The organism is Curvibacter lanceolatus ATCC 14669, assembly GCF_000381265.1.
Classification (GTDB): Bacteria; Pseudomonadota; Gammaproteobacteria; order Burkholderiales; family Burkholderiaceae_C; genus Curvibacter; species Curvibacter lanceolatus.
Window position 1 is genome coordinate 1 of the sequence record NZ_KB906277.1, and the last position, 22,065, is coordinate 22,065.

At 67.2% G+C, this 22,065-nt stretch carries 21 protein-coding genes and 1 pseudogene; 15 read left to right on the top strand and 7 right to left on the bottom strand.

Translation table 11 applies throughout. The features are described from left to right. The first annotated feature begins 469 nt into the window (after nucleotides 1–469). From F624_RS0126825 to F624_RS0126845, 5 genes are read left to right on the top strand one after another with little or no spacing between them, the layout of a single operon-like run. Nucleotides 470–1,327 carry a 3',5'-nucleoside bisphosphate phosphatase gene (locus tag F624_RS0126825; protein ID WP_031256427.1) on the top strand — a complete coding sequence of 286 codons (858 nt, stop codon included), beginning with the start codon at nucleotides 470–472 and terminating at the stop codon, nucleotides 1,325–1,327. Nucleotides 1,328–1,370: 43 nt separating this feature from the next. Then, a complete protein-coding gene (locus F624_RS0126830) occupies nucleotides 1,371–2,252 on the top strand; it encodes a DMT family transporter (protein WP_019577477.1) in 882 nt (293 codons plus the stop codon). Nucleotides 2,253–2,269: 17 nt separating this feature from the next. Continuing rightward, nucleotides 2,270–2,905 (top strand): L-threonylcarbamoyladenylate synthase, encoded by a 636-nt coding sequence (locus F624_RS0126835; RefSeq protein WP_019577478.1) that lies wholly within the window; start codon nucleotides 2,270–2,272, stop codon nucleotides 2,903–2,905. A 47-nt stretch (nucleotides 2,906–2,952) separates the two neighbouring features. Continuing rightward, nucleotides 2,953–3,627 (top strand): site-2 protease family protein, encoded by a 675-nt coding sequence (locus tag F624_RS0126840; protein ID WP_019577479.1) that lies wholly within the window; start codon nucleotides 2,953–2,955, stop codon nucleotides 3,625–3,627. Nucleotides 3,628–3,679: 52 nt separating this feature from the next. Then, nucleotides 3,680–4,978, top strand: a complete 1,299-nt coding sequence (locus F624_RS0126845) for a tryptophan--tRNA ligase (protein ID WP_019577480.1) — start codon at nucleotides 3,680–3,682, stop codon at nucleotides 4,976–4,978. A 103-nt stretch (nucleotides 4,979–5,081) separates the two neighbouring features. On the opposite strand, the gene F624_RS0126850 is transcribed toward F624_RS0126845, so the two are convergent. The 5 genes and pseudogenes from F624_RS0126850 to F624_RS0126865 all read right to left on the bottom strand — a co-directional run bounded on the left by F624_RS0126850 (nucleotide 5,082) and on the right by F624_RS0126865 (nucleotide 10,352). After that, complete coding sequence (locus tag F624_RS0126850; RefSeq protein ID WP_245573748.1) at nucleotides 5,082–6,194, bottom strand: methyl-accepting chemotaxis protein; 1,113 nt, start codon at nucleotides 6,192–6,194, stop codon at nucleotides 5,082–5,084. Between the two features lie 81 nt (nucleotides 6,195–6,275). After that, a pseudogene (locus tag F624_RS36075) lies at nucleotides 6,276–6,707 on the bottom strand (MCP four helix bundle domain-containing protein); the annotation flags it as partial. Between the two features lie 169 nt (nucleotides 6,708–6,876). Further along, a complete protein-coding gene (locus F624_RS0126855) occupies nucleotides 6,877–8,604 on the bottom strand; it encodes a mechanosensitive ion channel family protein (protein ID WP_019577482.1) in 1,728 nt (575 codons plus the stop codon). A 4-nt stretch (nucleotides 8,605–8,608) separates the two neighbouring features. After that, complete coding sequence (locus F624_RS0126860) at nucleotides 8,609–9,628, bottom strand: Tll0287-like domain-containing protein (protein WP_019577483.1); 1,020 nt, start codon at nucleotides 9,626–9,628, stop codon at nucleotides 8,609–8,611. A 220-nt stretch (nucleotides 9,629–9,848) separates the two neighbouring features. After that, on the bottom strand, nucleotides 9,849–10,352 hold the full coding sequence (locus F624_RS0126865; RefSeq protein ID WP_027476052.1) for a MarR family winged helix-turn-helix transcriptional regulator: 504 nt from the start codon (nucleotides 10,350–10,352) through the stop codon (nucleotides 9,849–9,851). Between the two features lie 130 nt (nucleotides 10,353–10,482). Here F624_RS0126865 and badH point away from each other — a divergent pair, with 130 nt between their 5' ends. From badH to F624_RS0126900, 7 genes are all read left to right on the top strand, one after another. Beyond that, nucleotides 10,483–11,250 carry a 2-hydroxycyclohexanecarboxyl-CoA dehydrogenase gene (gene badH / locus F624_RS0126870; protein WP_019577485.1) on the top strand — a complete coding sequence of 256 codons (768 nt, stop codon included), beginning with the start codon at nucleotides 10,483–10,485 and terminating at the stop codon, nucleotides 11,248–11,250. A 33-nt stretch (nucleotides 11,251–11,283) separates the two neighbouring features. Next, nucleotides 11,284–12,066: a 2-ketocyclohexanecarboxyl-CoA hydrolase gene (badI, locus tag F624_RS0126875; RefSeq protein WP_019577486.1), complete on the top strand. Its 783-nt coding sequence runs from the start codon at nucleotides 11,284–11,286 to the stop codon at nucleotides 12,064–12,066. A 16-nt stretch (nucleotides 12,067–12,082) separates the two neighbouring features. After that, entirely contained in the window at nucleotides 12,083–13,237 is a 1,155-nt protein-coding gene (aliB, locus tag F624_RS0126880) for a cyclohexanecarboxyl-CoA dehydrogenase (RefSeq protein WP_019577487.1), read from the top strand. A 76-nt stretch (nucleotides 13,238–13,313) separates the two neighbouring features. Then, the gene (gene aliA / locus F624_RS0126885) at nucleotides 13,314–14,969 is read left to right on the top strand and encodes a cyclohexanecarboxylate-CoA ligase (RefSeq protein WP_019577488.1); all 1,656 of its coding nucleotides are present in this window, start codon (nucleotides 13,314–13,316) and stop codon (nucleotides 14,967–14,969) included. A gap of 37 nt (nucleotides 14,970–15,006) precedes the next feature. Then, entirely contained in the window at nucleotides 15,007–15,993 is a 987-nt protein-coding gene (locus tag F624_RS0126890) for a Bug family tripartite tricarboxylate transporter substrate binding protein (RefSeq protein WP_031256431.1), read from the top strand. After that, nucleotides 15,983–16,786 carry an enoyl-CoA hydratase gene (locus tag F624_RS0126895; protein WP_019577490.1) on the top strand — a complete coding sequence of 268 codons (804 nt, stop codon included), beginning with the start codon at nucleotides 15,983–15,985 and terminating at the stop codon, nucleotides 16,784–16,786. Before F624_RS0126890 ends, F624_RS0126895 begins: the two co-directional genes overlap by 11 nt. Nucleotides 16,787–16,843: 57 nt before the next feature. Then, nucleotides 16,844–17,875, top strand: a complete 1,032-nt coding sequence (locus tag F624_RS0126900) for a zinc-binding dehydrogenase (RefSeq protein WP_019577491.1) — start codon at nucleotides 16,844–16,846, stop codon at nucleotides 17,873–17,875. 11 nt (nucleotides 17,876–17,886) lie between these two features. On the opposite strand, the gene F624_RS0126905 is transcribed toward F624_RS0126900, so the two are convergent. Then, a complete protein-coding gene (locus F624_RS0126905; protein WP_019577492.1) occupies nucleotides 17,887–18,105 on the bottom strand; it encodes a hypothetical protein in 219 nt (72 codons plus the stop codon). After that, nucleotides 18,102–19,016, bottom strand: a complete 915-nt coding sequence (locus tag F624_RS0126910; protein ID WP_019577493.1) for a helix-turn-helix domain-containing protein — start codon at nucleotides 19,014–19,016, stop codon at nucleotides 18,102–18,104. Before F624_RS0126910 ends, F624_RS0126905 begins: the two co-directional genes overlap by 4 nt. 111 nt (nucleotides 19,017–19,127) lie before the next feature. Between F624_RS0126910 and F624_RS0126915 the strand changes: the two genes are divergently transcribed. From F624_RS0126915 to F624_RS0126925, 3 genes are read left to right on the top strand one after another with little or no spacing between them, the layout of a single operon-like run. Then, nucleotides 19,128–19,952, top strand: a complete 825-nt coding sequence (locus F624_RS0126915) for an SDR family NAD(P)-dependent oxidoreductase (protein WP_019577494.1) — start codon at nucleotides 19,128–19,130, stop codon at nucleotides 19,950–19,952. 20 nt (nucleotides 19,953–19,972) lie between these two features. Then, a complete protein-coding gene (locus F624_RS0126920) occupies nucleotides 19,973–21,679 on the top strand; it encodes an FAD-dependent oxidoreductase (protein WP_019577495.1) in 1,707 nt (568 codons plus the stop codon). Further along, nucleotides 21,676–22,053: an NIPSNAP family protein gene (locus tag F624_RS0126925; RefSeq protein WP_019577496.1), complete on the top strand. Its 378-nt coding sequence runs from the start codon at nucleotides 21,676–21,678 to the stop codon at nucleotides 22,051–22,053. The genes F624_RS0126920 and F624_RS0126925 overlap by 4 nt, the downstream gene beginning before the upstream one ends. Nucleotides 22,054–22,065: the final 12 nt, after the last annotated feature.

Below are 22,065 nucleotides of genomic sequence, written 5' to 3' on the forward strand. Positions count from 1 at the left end.
GAGCCTCGAATTATACATCGCTTTTTACAGCAGCAAACTCAAAACCAGAAAACTTCTCAAACCACTCACAACAACCAACCCAACCAAGCACCAGAGGCTTCTCACCTCCGCCACTCGTAGAGCACTGTTCTGTGCAGTCGAGCCCGCTAGTATACACAGAGAAATGCGGCGGAAAGATGAATCGGCACAGAATTCATTAATACCCATGTTACCAATTTGGTTATTTAGTATCAAATCATCCCCTATGGAGCGCAGAGGATTCACACAGTGCTGCCAAGCCCACTTCAGCGTGCTGGTTGCCCTGAGGTGTGGGGTCGCGGCCTCTATATATAGAGAGCAGCAAACACCGCACCCAGAAAGCGCTCGCAGCCAGAGTCGCAGTGCCGCATTCACCTGCAACGCATGAGCGCCAAGCCCCTCTGGCCACAAGGGCCGGCGAGAAAAGGCGCGCGCGCCCTAAAATGGGCCTGTGACTACTTCTATCCTCAACGCAGACCTGCACTGCCATTCCGTTGTTTCAGACGGCACCCTGACCCCAGAAGCCCTGGCTGCGAGAGCCAAGGCCAATGGCGTTGAACTCTGGGCCCTGACTGATCACGACGAAGTGGGTGGGCAGTTGCGTGCGGCAGCTGCCGCGCGCGAGTTGGGGCTGCGCTACCTGACAGGCGTCGAGATCTCTGTGACCTTCGCCGGGGAAACGGTCCACATCGTGGGTCTGGGTTTCGATGCAACGGATACCCGGATGACCGATGGACTGCACCTGACCCGAGGGGGCCGCGAACAACGCGCCAGGGAGATGGCAGATCAGTTGGCCAAAGTGGGTATCGCGAATGCCTACGAGGGGGCACTGCGATTCGTGGGCAATCCCGAGTTGATTTCACGCACGCATTTCGCGCGGTTCCTGGTCGAATCAGGGGTTTGCAAAGACACCGGTGAGGTGTTCCGGCGCTTTCTCACCGAGGGGAAGCCTGGTTACGTGCCCCATCGCTGGGCCAACTTGCAGCAAGCGATTCAATGGATCACCGACGGTGGCGGGGTGGCTGTGATTGCCCACCCGGGGCGGTACCGCTTCACGGCCAACGAACAGTACGCGCTGTTCTCCGAGTTCAAGGCCCATGGCGGGCAGGGCGTCGAAGTCGTGACAGGCAGTCACTCCACCTCAGAGTACCTGACCTATGCCGACATGGCCATTGAGTTTGGTCTGGCCGCCTCTCGCGGCAGCGATTTCCACAGCCCGGATGAATCCCACACCGACCTGGGCGCCTTGCCCTACCTGCCGGGCAAGTTGACGCCGGTCTGGGAACTGCTTGCCGATCGGATCCAGTGAGAGCGACATCGTGAGTCTGGCTTCGGGATACACGCCCCGCGGCATGCTGGCGGGCATCGGACTGGCCATCGCGGCCACGGCCTGCTTTGCCACGCTGGACACCACCACCAAATTCATCAGCGCCTCCGTGCCCTTGATGATGGCCTTGTGGGTTCGCTATGCCTCGCAGGCCGTCGCCACCACCCTGGTCGCCCTGCCGGCCCGGGGCAAGGCCTTGCTGAAGACGGCCAACCCCAAGTTCCAGCTCTTGCGAGGACTGCTGCTGATGGGCAGCAGCATGTTCGCCTTTTTCAGTCTGAAACACATGCCCGTGGGCGAATTCACCGCCATCGTCATGATTGCTCCGTTGGTGATCACCGTGCTGGCAGCCATCGTGTTGCACGAAAAGGTATCGGTGCTGCGGTGGCTGCTCGTGCTAATGGGTTTTGCGGGCACGCTGCTGATCATCCGCCCCAGCGGCGCCAGCAGCAGTGGCTGGGCCGTTCTGCTGCCTCTGGGGCTGGTGAGCACGAATGCGGCCTTTCAGATCGTCACCAGTCGCCTGGCCAGGACTGAAGATCCGCTGACCATGCACTTCTACACAGGCTGGGTCGGCACCTTGCTGTCCTCCTTGATGCTGCCTTTTGTCTGGGCGGCCAACCTGCCCTGGCAAGCCTGGGCAGGCATGTTGCTGATGGGTCTGATGGGTTGCGTAGGCCACTTCATGCTGATCCTGGGCTACAGCCGAACCCCTGCGGCCATCCTCACCCCCTACCTTTACGCCCAGATCGGCTTTGCCATGCTGGGCGGTTGGTTGATTTTTTCCCACCTGCCGGACACCTGGTCGCTCACGGGCATCGCCTTGATCGCCCTGTCCGGTGCCGCCGGCGCCTGGCTCACGCTGCGTGAAGGGCACATTCCCTCACGCCAAGCCGACCAGGTCTGAGCACCCAGAGAAACACCATGGCTCAATTCTTCGAAGTTCACCCCGACAACCCCCAACCCCGCTTGCTCAAGCAAGCTGTGGCCCTGTTGCAGGCCGGTGAGGTGATCGCTGTGCCCACCGACTCCAGCTATGCCCTGGTGTGCCAGCTGGATGACCGCAACGCCACCGAGCAGATGCGCCGCATCCGCCAGGTCGACGACAAACACCACCTGACCCTGCTGTGCCGTGACCTGAGCGAACTGGCCAGCTACGCCAAGGTGGACAACAAGCAGTACCGTCTGCTCAAGGCGGCAACGCCTGGCGCTTACACCTTCATCCTGGAAGCCACCAAAGAGGTGCCACGCCGCGTCAGCCACCCCCAGCGCAAGACGATCGGCCTGCGGGTGCCCGAACACAAGGCCCTGCAGGCACTGCTGGAGTTGCATGGCGCCCCGCTGCTGGCCACCACGCTGATCCCCGCGGGCGAATCCGAACCCCTGAACGATGCCGCCGAGATCCGCAGCCGCTACGAGAAGGCCCTGGCCGCCGTGGTGGATGCCGGTGCCTGCCCGCACGAGCCCACCACCGTGGTCGACCTCACCCCCATCGACCAGGGCGACGAGCCCGTGGTGATTCGCGAGGGGCGCGGGTCCCTGGCCGCACTGGGGTTGTGACGAATCTGCCCCGCGCCGCACCTCGGCGCGTCTGAGACAATGCCGCCGTGAACTCCTTTTCCGACCTCATCCAGACCGTTCTGATCTACGCACTGCCGGTGCTGTTCGCCATCACGCTGCACGAAGCAGCGCATGGCTATGCCGCCCGGTATTTCGGTGACAACACCGCGGCCATGATGGGGCGCATCTCGCTCAACCCCACCCGCCACATCGACCCCATGGGCACCATCGTGATGCCCTTGCTGTTGTACTTTGCCACCTCGGGGGCCTTCCTGTTTGGCTACGCCAAGCCTGTGCCCGTCAACTTCAGCCACCTGCGCAACCCCAAGCGCGACATGATCTGGGTGGCGCTGGCCGGCCCAGCGGCCAACTTCGCCCAGGCCATGCTCTGGGCCCTGGTGCTGGTGCTGCTGGCGGGCACCGGCATCCATGAACGTTTCTTCCTCGAGATGGCCCGCGCCGGCGTGCTGGTCAATCTGGTGATGTGGGCCTTCAACCTGTTTCCGCTGCCCCCGCTCGACGGCGGCCGGATCCTGGTCGGCCTGCTGCCCTGGAAGCAAGCCCAATGGCTGGCCCGGCTCGAACCCTGGGGCTTCTTCATCGTGATGGGCCTGGTGGTGGCCGGCGTGGTCGGCTCCGTGTGGCTGCGCCCCCTGATGGCCATCGGCTACGGCGTGATCGAAACCCTGGTGGTCGGCCCCGCTTCCGCCCTGTTCCGCTGACGCCTCCCCCCCCTTCCTGTTTTTTGTTGACTGCAACCGAACTGTTTCCGCCATGAGCATCAAGCGCGTCCTGACCGGCATCACCACCACCGGCACCCCTCACCTCGGCAACTATGTGGGGGCGATTCGCCCGGCCATCGAAGCCAGCCGCCAACCGGGTGTTGAGAGCTTCTACTTTCTGGCCGACTACCACGCGCTCATCAAATGCGACGACCCTGCGCGCATCCAGCGCTCCACGCTCGAAATCGCCGCCACCTGGGTGGCTGCGGGCCTGGACCCCGAACGCGTCACCTTCTATCGGCAATCCGACATCCCCGAGATCCCCGAGCTGACCTGGCTGCTGACCTGCGTCACCGGCAAGGGCCTGCTCAACCGCGCCCACGCCTACAAGGCAGCGGTTGACCGCAACGAAGCCGCCGGTGTCGACCCCGATGCCGACGTCAACGCCGGCCTGTTCATGTACCCCGTGCTCATGGGCGCCGACATCCTCATGTTCAAGGCGCACCAGGTGCCGGTGGGCCGCGACCAGATCCAGCATATCGAGATGGCGCGCGACATGGCCCAGCGCTTCAACCACCTCTATGGCGAGCACCTGGTCCTGCCAGAAGCCCTGATCGAGGAATCGGTTGCCACCTTGCCCGGCCTCGACGGCCGCAAGATGAGCAAGAGCTACGACAACACCATCCCGCTGTTCACCCCGCCCGAGCAGATGCGCAAACTGATTGCCGGCATCCTGACCGACTCACGCGCGCCCGGTGAGCCCAAAGAGGTGGAAGGCTCGGCCCTGTTCCAGATCTACCAGGCCTTTGCCAGCGCCGAAGAAACCCAGGCCCTGCGCCAGGCCTATGCCGACGGCATTGCCTGGGGCGATGCCAAGCAACTGCTGTGGGAGCGCGTGACCCGTGAAGTGGCCCCCATGCGCGCCACCTACGAAGACCTGATCGCCCACCCCGAGCGGCTGGAAGACATTCTGCAGGCCGGCGCCGCCAAGGCCCGCAAGCTGTCCACGGCCTTGATCGCCGACCTGCGCCAGGCCGTGGGCCTGCGCCGCCTGGGCAGCAGCGCCAGTCCGGCCCGCGCCGCCCAGGCCGAGAAGGTGAGCCTGCCCAGCTTCAAGCAATACCGCGAAAACGACGGCCGCTTCTACTTCAAGCTGCAAGATGGCCAGGGCAAGCTGCTGCTGCAAAGCACCGGCTTTGAAGCCCCCAAGGCCGCGGGCCAGGCCATTGCGCAACTCAAGCAAAGCCCCGAAGCCACGCTGAACGCCCTGCAAGGCCAGTGGGCTGCAGCCGATGGCGTGAGCACCGCCCAGATCATTGCCGCCCTGCAATCGCTGGCAGAAGCCGCCTGAGCGGCTACGGCATCTGCTGCAGCGAGCAGTTGCCCATGAAAAAAGCGGCCGTCCCTGCCAAGGGCGGCCGCTTTTTCAATGTCTGACGGCGAAATTGCGGTCTTCAGGCCGCGCTCAGGCGAGGCTGTTGGGCATGGCCCAGGGCGGGCACTGCCGGCGCGTCATCGGCATCCAGCTTGAACTCACCCACCACCGCCTGCAACTGCGCCGCCTGGCTCGACAGCGAAGCCGCCGCCTGGGCCGCCTGCTGCACCAGCGCCGCGTTCTGCTGGGTCACCGAGTCCATGTGCGCCACGGCCTGGTTCACGTGTTCGATGCCGGTGCTCTGTTCATTGAGGGCGCCCGAGATCTCTGCCAGCAAACCCGTCACCTGGCCCACAGCCGAAACGATCTCGGCCATCGTGTTGCCCGCCTGGCCGACCAGATCGGCGCCACTTTGCACCTGCTCCACCGAGTCGCCGATCAGCGACTTGATCTCGCGTGCCGCCACGGCACTGCGCTGCGCGAGCGATCGCACCTCGCTGGCCACCACCGCAAAGCCGCGCCCCTGCTCACCGGCACGGGCGGCTTCCACGGCGGCATTCAGCGCCAGGATGTTGGTCTGGAAGGCAATGCCTTCGATCACCTGGATGATGTCCACGATCTTTTTCGAGCTGCCGCTGATGGCGTCCATGGTCTTGACCACCTGGTCCACCACCTGCCCGCCACGTTGCGCGATGCCCGACGCATTCACCGCCAGGCCACTGGCCGATCGGGCCCGCTCGGCGTTCTGGCGCACGGTCGAGGTCAGCTCTTCCATGCTGGCCGCGGTCTCCTCCAGAGAGGCCGCCTGGTCTTCGGTGCGGCGCGACAGGTCCGAGTTGCCGGAGTCGATCTCGTGCGAGGCCAACGCGATCGAATCGGTCGATTGCTTGATGCGGCTCACCAGATCGGTCAGCGTGTCCTCCATGGTGCCCAGAGACCCCAGCAAGCGCCCGAAATCGCCGCCCAGCTCGGTTGAAAACTCCTGGCTCAAGTCGCCCGAGGCCACCGTCTCGGCAATCAGCAAGGCGTCGTTCAAGGGCTTCACGATGCTGCGGCGCAAGGACCACACCGCCACCACCGCCACGATGGCGGCCAACAACCCGATCGCCAGCATCCAGTAGCGGGTGGCCACGATGTCGCTGTCGACCTGCTCCACGCTCTGATCCAGGCGCTGGCGCTGCACGTCGGCCATCTGCACGCCCAATTCACGCAAACCGTCCAGGGCCGGCAACACCTCGCCCAGCAGCTTGCGCACGCCGCCGTCGTGGTCCCCCTGTCCCAACTGAGCCGCCACAGCCCGCACGGCCGTCTGGGCACGCATCGCGCTTTCGCCCAGGCGCCGGGCCAGATCCTTCTCGGCGCTGGGCAGGTCCATGGCACTCAATTCGCGGGAGGCGTCCGTTGCAGCCTTCAACTGGGCGTCCAGTTGCTGCGCCGACTGGGCCAGCTTGGACTTGTCGGCATCCACCTGGGCCATCACCAGCGCGCTGCGCGCCGCAGCCTCGGTGCCCTGCACGATGCCGTTCAAGGCATCACGCTCCACCCGGCTGAGCTTGCCCACAGCTTGGTAGCTGCGATCCACATCGCCCAGGCGACTCACGCCCACCAACACAATGGCCGCGGCCAGCGCCACCACATACCCGAAGGCCAAAGCCAGGCGGGTGCTGATCTTCAAGTTGTCCAGAAAAGCCAAAATGGTCTCCAAGGCTGCTGAGGTTCACCGCCATCCACAAGCCACCCTGGGCCCCCAAGGGGGGGCGCCTGCCATGCCGGATGTTCATCATACGAGCGGAAAAGACCGGCAGTGTCCCAAAAAGTGCCACTCATGCCACCCCCTCCGGGACAACCCTAGGTTCCCGAGCCCACCCAGTGGCTCAAACCGACTGAAATGGCATGGGCGAGACCAACCAGTGCGCCCACTGCCGGGCGCTCAGGCCATCGGCACCGACAGCGCGCCAGGCCAGCAACTCGCCCACGGCCCATTGGTCGGCCTGCGACAAGCCTTGCAGCACCGCGTGCAACACCTGTGGGCGCCAGGTCATCAGGGTACAGCCCTGGCTGGCCTGGCAGTAACGCGCATCAGCCGTCAAACCCAGCACAGCCCCCGACACCAGCCAGGCGCCAGGGTGCAGGGTGCGCGAGCGCTCGGCAGGCGCTTGCTGCAGCAAGGCCGCCCGGGCCTGAGGCTCATCCACCGAATGCGCCAGCGCTTGCCAGGCCAGCCAGGGGTCCTCGGTCAGCGCCCCCAGGCGGGCACACAGGCGCTGTGCCACCGGCCCCAGCACCAGACTGCCTTGTTGAACCAGTTGGTGCATCACCGCCGTCTCCAACCGGCAGGCCACGCCGTCCGGCTCAGGCTGCTCAGCCAACGCCTTCAGCAAGGCCTCCAACTCTGCCTGGGCGGCTTCGGTAGAGCCCTCGTCCTTCCAGGGTCGCACTTCGCGCAGGCGCCCCTGCAGCAAGAGTTTGAAATCGGGCCCGCCACAGCGTTCATCCCGGCCAAAGTGCTGCAGCCGCCCGGCCTGCAGCAATGCCTCGCGGCCCTGCGCACTCAAGGAATGCAGGCCGCCGATGCGCCCGGCATCCAGGGCGGCCCCTTGGCCACGGCGCCCCGTGGTGCGCGCCCCGACGGGCACCGGAGGCACCACCCGGGCAGGCGTGCCACCAGGCGCTTGCCCCGTCGCCTCTGAAGCCACCGAGGCCTTGTCGCTGGCAGGCGCGGCCTCGCCCTGAGGTGGCCACAGAGCCCACGGGGGTGGCGTCTCGAAAGCCAGCCCCTCGCGCGACATCGCGTACCAGAAGCGCTCCAGAAAGGCCGAGGACAGCGTGCCCCGGTCCAGAAAGCGCGTGGTGTAAAAACGCGCCCCGTAGCGCAAGGTGCCGCTGCCGGGGTCGTTTGACATCAGCACCACGCTGGGTGCGGGGTGGCTGCAGATGCCGGGCAGGTCACTGCCCAGCACCTGCATCACGATGCGCATCACCTGGCCGGGCGGCCACTCACTGCTCACCTGCAACGGCACCAGATGCCGGTAGGGCTGCTCGCGTGGCACCAGCTCCAGTGACCGGCTGGTGAAATCACTGTTGGGCATCACCACCAGCGAGCCCCGATCGGTGCGCAGCGTGACCGAACGCCAGCCCAGCGACACGATCTGCCCCTCCAGCTCGTCGCGACGCACATAGTCACCCACCTTGAGTCGCCGCTCGACTTCGATCGACACCCCGGCAAACAAGTGCCCCAACAGCGGCTGCAGTGCCAAGCCCACAATGGCCGACAGCAGCGCCGACGTGGCCAGCAGACGGCCCAGATCCTGCCCCAGGCCCCAGCCCATGAACACCAGCGCCAGCACGCCGAACAGCAGCATCGACAGCACCGACTGCAGCAGATCCGAGCCCGAACCCACGCGAAAGCGATGGCTGCCGCGCAGCAGGTGCACCAGCAGACGGCGCAGCACCAGCCCGAGCGCCAGTGCGCTGAAGCCCATGGCCAACGGCTTCAGCCAGGCGCCCTCGGCCAGCCAACCCGACAATTCGGGGTCGCTGCCCAGCGTCACCTGCATCAGCCACAACAGGGCCGCCAGGGCCAGGGTGATCAAGGGCCACATGAGGTCAGCTCCGAGGGTCTGTGCCCGCCACGGGCGGCACATCAGATGGCCCGCCCGGCGCCGATGCAGGCACCGACACCGGTGCTGAGGCGCTTGCCGGCACCGGCACCGGCACAGGCGCTGCCGACACGGCCGGGCGCCGCTCGATCAGACGCAGCGCATGGTCCATGCTGGCCTTCAGGCGCTGAATCGCACGCTGCAGCTCCTCGAACTGGCCATGCCCCGGCGGCAGGGGCACCTCCTCCTGCGCCTTGTCCAGCGGCTTGTCCAGGCTGGTGGCCAGCGCCACCCGGGTCAGCGCCTCCAGCGGGCTGGTCACATGGCGGCGCAACAGCAGCAGCATCACCGCCGCGGCCAGCACAAACACACTGGTGATCGAGCCAATCGTCACCACCACGCTGTTGAAGGCCTTGGCCTCGGCCGGCGCCGTGCTCACCCGCACCAGCTGCAGCCCCACCACATCACCCATGCGCCAGCCAAAGCCATTGCCGGCGCCGTAGCGCGCCACCATGGCTTTTGGAGCCGCCTCCGGGGTGCTGTGGCAATACAGGCAGGCGGGCGAGCCCATGCGGATCGGGCGCGCCACGTAGTACTGCCGGTCCTGGCCCGCACCCAGTTCGCCGCTCAGTTCCGTGCGCTGGGGATCAGCCTGGAAGGCGCGCAGCAGCCCCACTTCCCAGTCGGTGGCCCGGTCATTCAGGTTGGTGGGGTTGAGCGAGCTCTCCCGGTACTGGTACTCGGGCAGTTTCTGCGCCAGCCGGCGCATGGCACTCTGCGCCGCAAAAGACGGCACCTGGGCCGCGTGGAAGCTGCCCTTGTCGTCCAGGGCCTGCAAAGCCACGGCCACCTCTTCCGAGGTGTAGGCCCGCACCGCCATGGCCGTCTCCAGCACCATGTCGGCCTTCTGCTTGACCTCTTCACGGGCCTGGCGCGCCTCCAGTCGGTACGAGATGTAGCCGGCCGTGCAGATACCGAACACAAAACACGAGGCAATGATCCCGGCGAAGCGGGTTTCCAGACGCATGACATCCCCTGAGCACCCCTGCCAGCCTGCGGAGGCCACGGCCGCAACGGTCCCATCGTGGGCGTCGGCGACGACAGGGGTTCTTGATTCTTAGAACCCGCCGATCATCCTCGTCTCACTGCCGTCTGCAAGCTTTTTGCCCGCAACAGGGTGCACAAGCAACACCGACGGATAGGCCTAGACGTCGGTCATCAAGCCGTCACATTCACCCCCGCCGCTTTCATGATTCGTCTGCCGCCGCATCCAGCCCATCGAGCGCGCGCATGTTGTCCAGCAGCTTGAGCAGGTAGTGCAGGGTGTGTGTGAGGTCCCCCACCGAAAAGTCGTGCAGGGCCTGCTCGTAATAGGCATGGATCTTGGGCTGAGCCTTCACCGACCAGACCTGCTGCCCCACCTCGGTCATGGTCACCAGGCGCGAGCGGCGATCGCGCCCATCAGGCGCGGTCTGGATGTGCCCGTCACGCTCCATGCGGCTGATCAGTCCTGACAGGTTCTGCCGGCTCACCATCAGGTAGCGCGCCAGGTCGCCCACGCTCATGCCGCCCTGCGCCTCCGGGCGCGACAAAGCCCCCAACACCGCCCATTGCTGCGTCGTCAGGCCCTCATCCTCCACCGCCCTCGACCCCGTTTTATGCAACATGTTTGCACATTGATAGAGCCTAAAGAACAACCTGTTGGCCAATTCCATGCGGGCGATATCGGTATTTTTACTAGGGTTTTCCATAGTTATTCCAGCCAGAAACCGGATTGCAGCCCACAACAGACCGAACCCATAATACGTCCATATGTTTACGTATTTAAATGCAAACATTCATTGAAAGCATAGGGCCAAAGCCCCCATCCAGGAGAAACACATGCAAGGATTGACAGACAAGACCGTGATCGTCACCGGCGGCGCCGGCGGCATTGGCAGCGCCACCTGCCGGCGCTTCGCGCGCGCCGGTGCCAAGGTGGCGGTGTTCGACCTGAATCTCGAAGCCGCCCAGAAGGTGGCCACCGCCATCCAGGCCGATGGGGGGGTGGCCCTGGCCGTGCGCTGCGACATCACCTCGCGCGCCGAGGTCGATGCCGCGGTGGCCACCACCGAGGCCGAACTCGGCCCGATTGATGTGCTGGTCAACAACGCCGGCTGGGACATCTTCAAACCCTTCACCAAGACGGTGCCGGCCGAATGGGATCGCCTGATCGCCATCAACCTCACCGGCGCCCTGCACATGCACCACGCGGTGCTGCCGGGCATGGTGGCGCGCGGCAGCGGCCGCATCGTCAACATCGCGTCCGACGCGGCCCGCGGCGGCTCCTCGGGCGAGGCGGTGTATGCCGCCTGCAAGGGCGGCCTGGTGGCCCTGAGCAAAACCCTGGCGCGCGAGCACGCGCGCCACCAGATCACGGTCAACGTGGTCTGCCCCGGCCCCACCGACACGGCCCTGCTGGCCGGCGTGGCCGAAGGCGCCGCCAACCCCGAGAAACTGATCGACGCCTTCAAGAAGGCCATCCCGCTGGGCCGCCTGGGCCAGCCCGACGACCTGGCCGGCGCCATCGCCTTCTTTGGCAGCGACGACGCGGCCTTCATCACCGGCCAGGTGATCAGCGTCTCTGGCGGCCTGACCATGCACGGCTGAGCGGCCACCCAACCCCACCCCTTGGAGCAACACATGCAATTCGAAGACATCCTGTACGAGGTCCGCAACGGCGTGGCCTGGATCACCATCAACCGGCCCGAGAAGATGAACGCCTTTCGCGGCACCACCTGCGATGAACTCATCAAAGCCCTGAACAAGGCCGGCTACGACCGCGAGGTGGGCTGCATCGTGCTGGCCGGCGCCGGCGATCGAGCCTTCTGCACCGGCGGCGATCAGTCGGCCCACGACGGCAACTACGACGGCCGCGGCACCATCGGCCTGCCCATGGAAGAGCTGCACACCGCCCTCCGCGACGTGCCCAAACCGGTGATCGCCCGGGTGCAAGGCTTTGCCATCGGCGGCGGCAACGTGCTGTGCACGATCTGCGACCTGACCATCTGCTCCGACAAGGCCATCTTCGGCCAGGTCGGCCCCAAGATGGGCTCGGTGGACCCAGGCTACGGCACGGCCTTCCTGGCCCGCGTGGTGGGTGAGAAAAAAGCCCGCGAGATCTGGTACCTGAACAAGCGCTACTCCGGCCCAGAGGCCGTTGCCATGGGCCTGGCCAACCTCTGCGTGCCCCCTGAGCAACTCGACGCCACCGTGCAGGAGTGGGCCGAGACCATCTGCGAGCGCAGCCCCACCGCCATCGCCATCGCCAAGCGCAGCTTCAACATGGACACCGCCCACCAATCGGGCATTGCCGGCATGGGCATGTACGCACTCAAGCTGTACTACGACACCGAAGAGTCGCGCGAGGGCGTGAAAGCCCTGCAGGAAAAGCGCAAGCCCGAGTTCCGCAAGTACGCCAAATAAGACCGGGAGCCCCGCGATGAACAACCCCTACATCGATGAAGACCTGCAGGCGCTGGCCGAACACGCGCGCCGCTTTGCCAACGGGCGCGTGGCGCCCGGCTTTCTGGCGCGCGACCAGACCCGCGTGCTCGACCGCAGCCTGATGCGAGAGATGGGCGAGATGGGCTTCATCGCGCCCGAACTGCCCGAGCGCTTCGGCGGTCAGGGCCTGGGCAGCCTGGCCGCCGGTGTGATCCACGAAGAGATCGCCCGCGCCGATCTGAGCCTGTCCTACATCAACCTGCTGGCCTCGTTGAACGGCCAGATCCTGGCCGAGCACGGCCGCCCCGAGGTGGTCCAGCCCTGGCTGGAAAAACTCACCCAGGGCCAGGCCCTGTTCGCCATCGCGCTGACCGAGCCCCGCGGCGGCTCGGACGCGGCCAACCTGCGCCTGCGCATCGAGCGCGTGGGTGACGAGTACGTCATCAACGGCGAAAAGACCTCCATCTCGGCGGCCGACCAGGCCGACGCCTGTGTGGTGTTCGGTCGCACCGGGGCGGTGGACAGCGGCGCCCACGGCGTCACCGCGCTGCTGGTACCCACCGACGTGCCCGGCCTCACCCGCAACCGCTTCGACTGCCATGGCCAGCGCGCCATCGGGCGCGGCTCGCTGTTCTTCGAGAATGTGCGCGTGCCCGTCAGCCACCGCCTGGGCGACGAGAACAAAGGCTTTGTGCAGGTCATGCAGGGCTTTGACTTCTCGCGCGCCCTCATCGGCCTGCAGGTGCTGGCCGTGGCCCGCGTGGCCCTCGAAGAAACCTGGGACTACGTGGCCCAGCGCGAGGCCTTCGGCAAACCGCTGTCGGCCTTCCAGGGCGTGTCGCACCCGCTGGCCGACTTCGACACCCAGGTCACCGCCGCGCGCCTGCTGTGCCTGCAGACCCTGTGGCTCAAGGACCACCACCAGCCCCACACCGCCGAGGCCGCCATGTGCAAGTGGTGGGCACCCAAGCTGGCCTACGAGGCCATCCACCAGTGCCTGCTGATGCATGGCCACGGCGGCTACGACCGGGGCCCCATGGAGCAGCGCCTGCGCGACGTGCTGGGCTTCCAGATCGGCGACGGCACGGCCCAGATCATGAAGACCATCGTGGCCCGCACCCGCGCCGGCCGCCAGGCCGTGCCCGCCTGAGCCCCAGCGCATCCAGGGCGACCCGCGCCACAGAACGCGGGCGCCCTCCAACAAGAAACCAACCAGGAGACAAGACATGGAATTCGACGCCCTGCTGCTGCCCGCCCGGCGTGCCACCATGGTGGCCCAAGGCCTGTGGCACGACCGCACCATCAACGACGCGCTGGCCGCCTGCGTGGCCGAATGCCCGGACAAGCTGGCCCTGACCGCCGTCCAGGTCAGCGGCGGCGCGCCCAAGCCCCAGACCACCCGCTTCACCTACCGCGAGCTGTCACGCATGGCCGACCGCATCGCCGTCGGCCTGGCCCGCCTGGGCGTGGGCCGCAACGACGTGGTGGCCTGCCAGTTGCCCAACTGGTGGCAGTTCACCCTCACCTACCTGGCCTGCACACGACTCGGGGCTGTGATGAACCCGCTGATGCACATCTTCCGCGAGCGCGAACTCAGCTTCATGCTGCAGCATGGCGAGGCCAAGGTCATGATCGCGCCCAAGACCTTCCGCGGCTTCGACTTCGAAGCCATGCACAGCGCCCTGCAACCCAGCCTGCCGCACCTGAAGCACCTGGTGATCGTGGATGGCACTGGCGCCAACAGCTTCGAAGCCCTGCTCAGCGGCCCCGAGTGGGAGCGCAGCCCCGAGGCCGCCGACGTGCTGAGCCGCTCGCGCCCTGGCCCCGACGACATCACCCAGCTGATCTACACCTCGGGCACCACCGGCGAGCCCAAGGGCGTGATGCACAGCGCCAACACCACCCTGGCCAACATCATCCCCTACGCCCAGCGACTGCAGCTGGGCGCCGATGACGTGGTGCTGATGGCCTCGCCCATGGCCCACCAGACCGGCTTCATGTACGGCCTGATGATGCCCATCGAACTGCGCGCCAGCGCCGTGCTGCAAGACATCTGGGAGCCGCGCACCGCCATCGAGGTGATCAACCGCGAGGGCTGCACCTTCACCATGGCCTCGTCCCCCTTTCTGAGCGACCTGTCCAAGGCGGTGATCGACAGCGCCACCCCCGTGCCCACGCTGCGCAGCTTTCTGTGCGCCGGTGCGCCCATCCCCGGCCCCCTGGTCGAGCAGGCCCGCCAGTCGCTCGGCGCCAAGATCGTGTCGGCCTGGGGCATGACCGAAAATGGCGCCGTCACCCTGACCCGGCTCGACGACGCGGACGAGCGCTCGGTCCACACCGACGGCTGCCCGCTGCCCGGCGTGGAAATCAAAGTGGTCGATATCGACGGCCAACCCCTGCCGCCCGACCAGATCGGCCACCTGCTGCTGCGCGCCTGCTCCAACTTCGGAGGCTACCTCAAGCGCCCCCACCTCAATGGCACTGATGCGCAGGGCTGGTTCGACACCGGCGACCTGGCCCGCATCGATACGCATGGCTATGTGCGCATCACCGGCCGCAGCAAGGACGTGATCATCCGCGGCGGCGAGAACATCCCGGTGGTCGAGATCGAAGCCCTGCTCTTCAAGCACCCGGCGATTGCCATGGCCAGCATCGTGGCCTACCCCGACGAGCGCCTGGGCGAACGGGCCTGCGCCGTGGTCGTGCCGCGCCCCGGCCACAGCATCGACCTGCCCGCCATCGTCGAATTCCTCAAGAGCCAGCACGTGGCGCTGCAGTACATCCCCGAAAAGCTGGTGCTGCGACAGGAGATCCCGTCCACGCCGTCCGGAAAGATCCAGAAGTTCCGCCTGCGCGAGCTGCTGCGCGAAGGCCAACTCTGACTCGGGGCCAGGCCCCGCATCCAACACGGAGACAACCATGATTTCAAACACCTTGAGCGGCCTGCGCCGCAGCACTCTGGCCTTGATCGGCACCCTCCTCTGCGCGGGTCTGGCCCAGGCCCAGACACCGGCCTGGCCGAGCAAGCCCCTGCGCGTCGTGGTCGGCTTCGCCCCCGGTGGCACCACGGATGTGATGGCCCGGCTCATCTCGCAACAACTGGCCGAGGCCCTGGGCCAGCCCGTGCTGGTCGACAACAAACCCGGCGCCAGCGGCAACATCGCGGCCGCCGAAGTGGCCCGCGCTGCGCCTGACGGCCACACCCTGCTAATCGCCCCCACCTCGGTCGAGACCGCCAACCCCTGGCTGTTCAAGTCCAACCTGCTGCCCTCGCGCGACCTGACCCCCGTGGTGGCCGTAGGCCGCACCCAGATGTACCTGGTGGCCAAGCCGCAAAGCACCGCCCGCGATGTGAAAGAGCTGGTGGCCCAGGCCAAGGCCGCGCCCGGCAAGATGTCCTACGCCTCGTCGGGCGCCGGCACCGCACCCCACCTGGCCTGTGAGTTGTTCAAGGTGGCCACCGGCACCTTCGTCACCCACATCCCCTACCGGGGCGCCGCCCCCGCGCTGCAAGACGTGCTGTCAGGGCAGGCCGACTTCGTCTGCGACCCCGGCATCGCCTTCCCCCACATCCGCAGCAACAAGGTCAAGCTGCTGGGTATCGTCAGCGCCCGCCGCTCGCCCTTCTTCCCCGATGTGCCCACCGTGGCCGAGCAGGGCTTCCCCGGCGCCGACCTCGACATCTGGTTCGGTCTCTGGGCCCCCAACGGCACAGCACCCGAGGTGCTGGCCCGCCTGGGCCGCGAGGTGGCGTCCATCCTGAACCAGCCCAACGTCAAGGCCCGCTACGCCGACCTGGGCGGCGAGACCGCCTACCTCGACAACGCCGAGTTCCGCAAGCTGCTGATCGATGAGAACAAGCGCCTGGCCGCCCTCATCAAGCAGCAAAAAATCAATGTGGATTGAGCAGGAGACCCCGGTGCAAGACGACACCCCCATCCTCAGCGAAACCCAGGGCCGGGTGGCCCTGGTCCGGCTGAACCGGCCACGCCAGATGAACGCCCTCAACGACGCCCTGATGGACGCCCTGGGCGCCGCCCTGCTCGGCTTCGACGCCCGCGACGACATCGGCGTGATCGTCATCACCGGCAACGACCGGGCCTTTGCCGCCGGGGCCGACATCGCCCAGATGCAGGGCGCGGGCTATATGGACATGCTCAACAGCCAGTTCATCACCCGCAACTGGGAGACCATCCGCCAGGTGCGCAAGCCCGTGATCGCGGCCGTGGCCGGCCTGGCCCTGGGCGGCGGCTGCGAGCTGGCCCTGGCCTGCGACCTGGTGCTGGCGGCCCAGGGCGCGCGCTTCGGCCTGCCCGAGATCAAGCTCGCCCTGCTGCCCGGCGCCGGCGGCACACAACGCCTGCCACGTGCCATCGGCAAGGCCAAGACCATGGACATGTGCCTGAGCGCTCGCACCCTGAGCGCCGACGAAGCCGACCGCTGCGGCCTGGTCTCGCGCGTGCTGCCCGACGATCGCCTGCTGCCCGAGGCCTTGGCCCTGGCGCAACAGATGGCCGCCTATTCGGCGCCCGCGCTGATGGCCATCAAGGAATCGGTCAACCGGGCCTTCGAGGGCCCGCTGTCCGAAGGCATCCTGTTCGAGCGCCGTGCCCTGTACGCCCGCTTTGCCAGCGCCGATGCGCAAGAGGGCATGAACGCCTTCCTGGAACGCCGTGCGCCCGAGTTCAGCCACCGCTGAGACGCCCGCGCGCTGCGTCAGAATCTGACGTCAGGACCAGAAGCCCCAGGAGATCCCATGAAAGCAGCTTTCATCACCGGCCACGGTGGCAACGAGGTGGTCAGCGTGGGCGAACGCCCCCTGCCCCCACGGGGCCCCGGCGAGGTGCTGGTGCGCCTGCGTGCGGCAACGCTCAACCAGGTCGACCTGTACATGCGCAACAGCGGCGCCGGCATTCGCCACCAACTGCCCCAGATCATGGGGCTGGACGGCTGCGGTGTGGTCGAAGAGGTGGGGCCCGATGAGACCCGGCTGCGCCCAGGCCAGCGCGTGCTGGTCTACCCCGGCATCACCTGCGGGCGCTGCGAGTTCTGCCTGGCCGGCCAGCCCGTGCTCTGCGCCAGCATGAGCCTGCTGGGCGAGCACCGCGACGGCACCTTTGCCCAGTACCTGAGCGTGCCGGCGGCCAACCTGTTCCCGGTGCCCGCCCCCCTGGGCGATGCCGAGGCCGCGGCCCTGGGCGTGAACCACCTCACCGCCTGGCGCATGGTCAACACCCAGGCCCGGTTGCAGGCCCATGAGACGGTGCTGATCTTCGGCATCGGCGGCGGCGTGTCGCTGGCCGCACTGCAACTGGCCCGCCTGATCGGGGCCCGCACCATCGTCACCTCGCGCGACGAGCTCAAGCTGCAGCGCGCCCTGGCCCTGGGCGCGCACCACGCCATCCACAGCCAGCGCGAGGACGTGGCCCGCCAGGTGATGGCCCTGACCGACGGGCGCGGGGTGGACGTGGTGATCGAAAACGTGGGCGCCGCCGTGTGGGACAGCGCCCTGCGCTCGCTGGTGCGCGGCGGGCGCATCGTCACCTGCGGCGCCACCACCGGCGACCAACCCCCGGCCGACCTGCGCCGGGTGTTCATCCGCCAGCTGCAGGTGCTGGGCTCCACCCTGGGCAACCCGGGCGAACTGGCCCAGGTGCTGGCCCTGTGCCAGCGCGGCCTGCTGCGCCCGGTGATCGACAGCGTCTACCCGCTGGACGAGGTGCACGCCGCTCTGGCACGCCTGGAGTCAGGCGCCCAGTTCGGCAAGATTGCGCTGCGCATCGATTAGCGTCGAAGCCATCAGGGCTTGGGGTGCGGCTCAACCACCTCTTGTGCCATGCTGCACGCCTCGGGTCGCTGGGGACGGGGGAGGCCTGTGGGCCTCAGCATCTCCTGGGCCAGGGCCTTGCCAAACAACTGCGGCAACACCTCATGCGTTGGCCGGGCCTGGGCAAAAACCTCATCGGTCCATTCGGGGTTGTCGTCATCTATCCACTCAGGGTTGGGTCTCTTTGTCATGGTGATTCTCCTGCCCCACCGGGCGCCATGGCCTCCAGCGTGCGGGTGCGGAACTCACGCGGGGTCTGGCCGGTGTGCTTGCGGAAGAAGCGGGTGAAGTAGGCCTCGTCCACAAAGCCCAGGTGGTCGGCCACCTGCTTGATGCTGTTGCGCGTGTAGACCAGCTCGCGCTGGGCCTCGTGCACGATGCGGGCATTGATCACCTCCAGGCTGGAGTGGCCCAGCAGCTCGCGGCACAGGCGCGTGAGCTGGCCCGGTGAAATGCCCAGGTGCTCGGCGTAGGCCTGCAAGGGCCAGCGTTGGCGGAAGTGCGCATCCACCAGGCTGCGAAAACGCTCGATCTGCTGCGCCTTGCGCGAGTTGGCGTGCGGGCCGGCACCCTGCTGCAGCTGTTGCACACGCGCGATCTGCACCAGCACCGCCATCAGCAGCGACAGCCCCGCCGCCACCTGCCCCAGGGCGCAGGCCCGGGCCTCGCGCTCCACCGCCAGAAACAGCGGCATCAGGTTGTCCAGCGCCCGCTCCTGCCCCTGCAGCGACAGCACGGCGGGGCGGCGCAGGGTCTGCAGCAGCTCGGGCATCACCACCGCCGCCAGCGACTCCAGCGGGCGCTGCGCCGCCGTCACCACCGGGCCATCGACATCGGGCGTGAAGTGAAAACCATGCACGGTCTGTGCAGGCACCAGCAGCAGGCAGGGGGCCTGCACCTCGGTGCGGCTGTGGTCGATGAAGACCTCGCCACCGCCACGTTGCAACAGCAGGATCTGCAAAAACGCGCCATGCGTGTGCGGCTTGATGTCGAAGTTGTAGGGCACCGAGCGCTGCGGGATCCATTCGAAATCGAAGCCGGCCTCCCAGCCCGGGGGGTCCTGGTCGCCGTACAGCGCGTAGTTGGGAATGATTCTGGACATGCGGGAGAGGGTGGCTTGATTTGCACGAATTGTCCAATTGTTGGCCCGAATCGTCAAAGGCGGAATCGGCCTGCAATCCAACAATCCGCCGGGTCAAACCAAGGAGACAAGATGAAGCAAGAAGCCGAGGCCGGCCGCGACTGGCTGGGCCTGCAAGAACGGGTGTGCGTGGTCACCGGCGCGGGCAGCGGCATTGGCGCCGCCATCGCCGAGAGCCTGGTGGCCGCCGGTGCCCAGGTGGCCCTGCTGGACCGCCAGGCCGAAGCCGCCCAGGGCGTGGCCGCCCGCATCGACCCCACCGGCCGCAACACCCTGGTGGTGCCCTGCGATGTGAGCGACACGGCCAGCGTGGCCCGGGCGGCCAGCGCCGTGCGCCAGCGCTTCGGCCCCTGCCAGAGCCTGATCAACAACGCCGGCCTGCTGCGCGCCGGCCCACTGCAAAGCGTGAGCCTGGACGACTGGAACACCGTGCTCGCCGTGAACCTGACCGGCTACTTGCTGTGCGCGCGCGAGTTCGCCCCGGCCATGTGCGAGCAGGGCGCGGGCAGCATCGTCAACGTGGCCTCGATCGCGGGGCAGTTTCCGCAGACCGGCAGCGGCGCCTACAGCGCCAGCAAGGGCGGCGTGCTGCTGCTGTCGCGCCAGATGGCGGTGGAATGGGGCCCGCGCGGTGTGCGCAGCAACGCGGTCTGCCCCGGCATGATCCGCACGGCGCTGTCGGCCAAGTTTTATGAAGAACCGGGCTTCGAGGCCAAACGTGCCGCCGTCACCGCCAGCCGCCGCATCGGCGAGCCGCAGGACATCGCCGACGTGGTGCTGTTCCTCGCCAGCCCGCGCAGCGCCTATGTCAACGGTGCCGAGCTCAATGTCGACGGCGGCATGAGCTCGATGCTGATGGACATGGTGCCCCGCCCCGGCTTCAACCAGACCGCCTGACCCCCGCCCCGGAGACCCCCATGACCCCTCAATACGAATGCGACCTGATCGTCGTCGGCTCCGGCGCCGCCGGCCTGGCCACCGCCATCACCGCCCAATCCCGCGGCCTGAAGGTGGTGGTGCTGGAGAAAGAACCCGTCTTCGGCGGCACCACCGCCTTGTCGGGTGGTGTGCTGTGGATTCCACTCGGCCCACACGGCCGCCAGCAGAACGCCACCGACCACCGCGAGGCCGTGCGCCAGTACCTGATGAACGAGACCGGCAAGTTCTATGACGAGGCCAGCGTCGAGGCCTTCCTGGACAACGGCCCGCGCATGGTCGAGTTCTTCCAGCGCGAGACCGCCATGCAGTTCGTGCCCACGCTCTACCCCGACTACCACCCCGACGTGGGTGGCGGGGTGGACATCGGCCGCTCCATCCTGGCGGCGCCCTTCGACATCCGCACGCTGGGGGCCGACATGGCCCGGCTCAAGCCGCCGCTCAAAACCATCACCTTCATCGGCATGATGTTCAACTCGTCGAACGCCGATCTGAAGCACTTCTTCCGCGCCACCAAGTCACTGACCTCGTTCGTCTACGTGGCCAAGCGCCTGGTCACCCACCTGAAGGAACTGGCCCTGTACCGGCGCGGCATCCAGGTCACCAGCGGCAATGCGCTGGCGGCCCGGCTGGCGCACTCGGCCCTGCAGCGCGGCATCCCCATCCGCACCAGCACCCCGGTGCGCGAACTGCTGATCGAGGACGGCCGCGTGCAAGGCGTGGTGGCCGAGGGCGAACACGGGCGCCAGACGCTGCGCGCCCGCCACGGTGTGGTGCTGGCCTGCGGCGGCTTTCCGCATGACGCCAAACGCATCGCCCAGGCCTACCCCCATGTGCAGCGCGGCGGCGAGCACCTGTCGCCCACCCCCACCAGCAACACAGGCGACGGCGTGCGCCTGGCCGAGGCCGCGGGCGGCGTGGCCGACATCCGCTTTGGCGACAGCGCCGCCTGGATGCCCGTGTCACGCGTGCCCTTCGGCCAGGGCGAGTTCGGCGTGTTCCCGCACCTGCTGGACCGCTACAAGCCAGGCGTGATCGGCGTGCTGCGCAACGGTCGGCGCTTCACCAATGAGTCCAACTCGTACCACGACGTGGGCGCCGCCCTGATCCGCGCCTGCGAGGGCCAGAGCGAGACCGCCATGTGGCTGGTCTGCGACAAGAGCACGCTGGCCAAGTACGGCCTGGGCTATGTGAAGCCGGCACCGATGCCGATCGGCCGCTTCCTGCGCAACGGCTACCTGTTCGAGGGCCGCACCCTGGCCGACCTGGCCCGCGCCACCGGCATCGATGCGGCGGGCCTGGAGGCCACCGTGCGCGCCTACAACGTGGACGCGGTGCGCGGTGAAGACCCGGCCTTCGGCCGTGGCCGCACCAGCTTCAACCGCTACCTGGCCGACCCCGAGCACCGCCCCAACCCCTGCGTGGCCCCGGTGCAGACCGGGCCCTTCTATGCGGTCAAGGTGCTGATGGGCGACCTGGGCACCTTCGATGGCCTGCAGACCCGCGTCACCGGCGAGGTGCTGAAGCGCGACGGCAACGTGATCGAGGGCCTGTACGCCGTGGGCAACGACCGCGCCAGCATGATGGGCGGCAACTACCCGGGCGCCGGCATCACCCACGGGCCCAACATGACCTTCGGCTTTGTCACCGCCCACCACATCGCCGACCAGGCTGGAGCCCGCGCATGAACCTGCAAATGCCCCCCCTGTCCACCCCCGCCAAACCCTTGGTGGACCACCGCATCTACACCATCGCGCTGCGCAAGATGCCCGAGTTCCTGGAGGTGTTCAACCGCCTGGCCCTGCCGGTGCTGCTGCAGACCCTGGGCCATCCGCTGGGCTTCTACACCAGCCTGGTCGGGCCACAGAACCAGTTCGTGCACCTGTGGGGCTACGACAGCCTGGCCGACTACGAGCAGCGCTGCGCCGCGCGTGACAGCCACCCCGACTTTGCGGCCTACCTGGCCGCCTCGGGCCACCTGATCACGGCGCAGGAGACACGCTTGATCCGTTCCACCGCCCTGCCTTCGGTGCCCCCGCTGCCCGCTGTGCGCGCAACCTAGGGAAACCCCGAG

What these genes read in the sequence shown, in the direction of transcription:
- F624_RS0126890 (WP_031256431.1), top strand. Translation starts at nt 15,007, where the DNA reads ATGATTTCAAACACCTTGAGCGGCCTGCGCCGCAGCACTCTGGCCTTG.
- F624_RS0126895 (WP_019577490.1), top strand. Translation starts at nt 15,983, where the DNA reads ATGTGGATTGAGCAGGAGACCCCGGTGCAAGACGACACCCCCATCCTC.
- F624_RS0126835 (WP_019577478.1), top strand. Translation starts at nt 2,270, where the DNA reads ATGGCTCAATTCTTCGAAGTTCACCCCGACAACCCCCAACCCCGCTTG.
- aliA (WP_019577488.1), top strand. Translation starts at nt 13,314, where the DNA reads ATGGAATTCGACGCCCTGCTGCTGCCCGCCCGGCGTGCCACCATGGTG.
- F624_RS0126905 (WP_019577492.1), bottom strand. Translation starts at nt 18,105, where the DNA reads ATGACAAAGAGACCCAACCCTGAGTGGATAGATGACGACAACCCCGAA.
- badI (WP_019577486.1), top strand. Translation starts at nt 11,284, where the DNA reads ATGCAATTCGAAGACATCCTGTACGAGGTCCGCAACGGCGTGGCCTGG.
- F624_RS0126915 (WP_019577494.1), top strand. Translation starts at nt 19,128, where the DNA reads ATGAAGCAAGAAGCCGAGGCCGGCCGCGACTGGCTGGGCCTGCAAGAA.
- F624_RS0126900 (WP_019577491.1), top strand. Translation starts at nt 16,844, where the DNA reads ATGAAAGCAGCTTTCATCACCGGCCACGGTGGCAACGAGGTGGTCAGC.
- F624_RS0126910 (WP_019577493.1), bottom strand. Translation starts at nt 19,016, where the DNA reads ATGTCCAGAATCATTCCCAACTACGCGCTGTACGGCGACCAGGACCCC.
- F624_RS0126850 (WP_245573748.1), bottom strand. Translation starts at nt 6,194, where the DNA reads ATGGCCGACGTGCAGCGCCAGCGCCTGGATCAGAGCGTGGAGCAGGTC.
- aliB (WP_019577487.1), top strand. Translation starts at nt 12,083, where the DNA reads ATGAACAACCCCTACATCGATGAAGACCTGCAGGCGCTGGCCGAACAC.
- F624_RS0126845 (WP_019577480.1), top strand. Translation starts at nt 3,680, where the DNA reads ATGAGCATCAAGCGCGTCCTGACCGGCATCACCACCACCGGCACCCCT.
- F624_RS0126865 (WP_027476052.1), bottom strand. Translation starts at nt 10,352, where the DNA reads ATGGAAAACCCTAGTAAAAATACCGATATCGCCCGCATGGAATTGGCC.
- F624_RS0126855 (WP_019577482.1), bottom strand. Translation starts at nt 8,604, where the DNA reads ATGTGGCCCTTGATCACCCTGGCCCTGGCGGCCCTGTTGTGGCTGATG.
- F624_RS0126860 (WP_019577483.1), bottom strand. Translation starts at nt 9,628, where the DNA reads ATGCGTCTGGAAACCCGCTTCGCCGGGATCATTGCCTCGTGTTTTGTG.
- badH (WP_019577485.1), top strand. Translation starts at nt 10,483, where the DNA reads ATGCAAGGATTGACAGACAAGACCGTGATCGTCACCGGCGGCGCCGGC.
- F624_RS0126920 (WP_019577495.1), top strand. Translation starts at nt 19,973, where the DNA reads ATGACCCCTCAATACGAATGCGACCTGATCGTCGTCGGCTCCGGCGCC.
- F624_RS0126830 (WP_019577477.1), top strand. Translation starts at nt 1,371, where the DNA reads ATGCTGGCGGGCATCGGACTGGCCATCGCGGCCACGGCCTGCTTTGCC.
- F624_RS0126925 (WP_019577496.1), top strand. Translation starts at nt 21,676, where the DNA reads ATGAACCTGCAAATGCCCCCCCTGTCCACCCCCGCCAAACCCTTGGTG.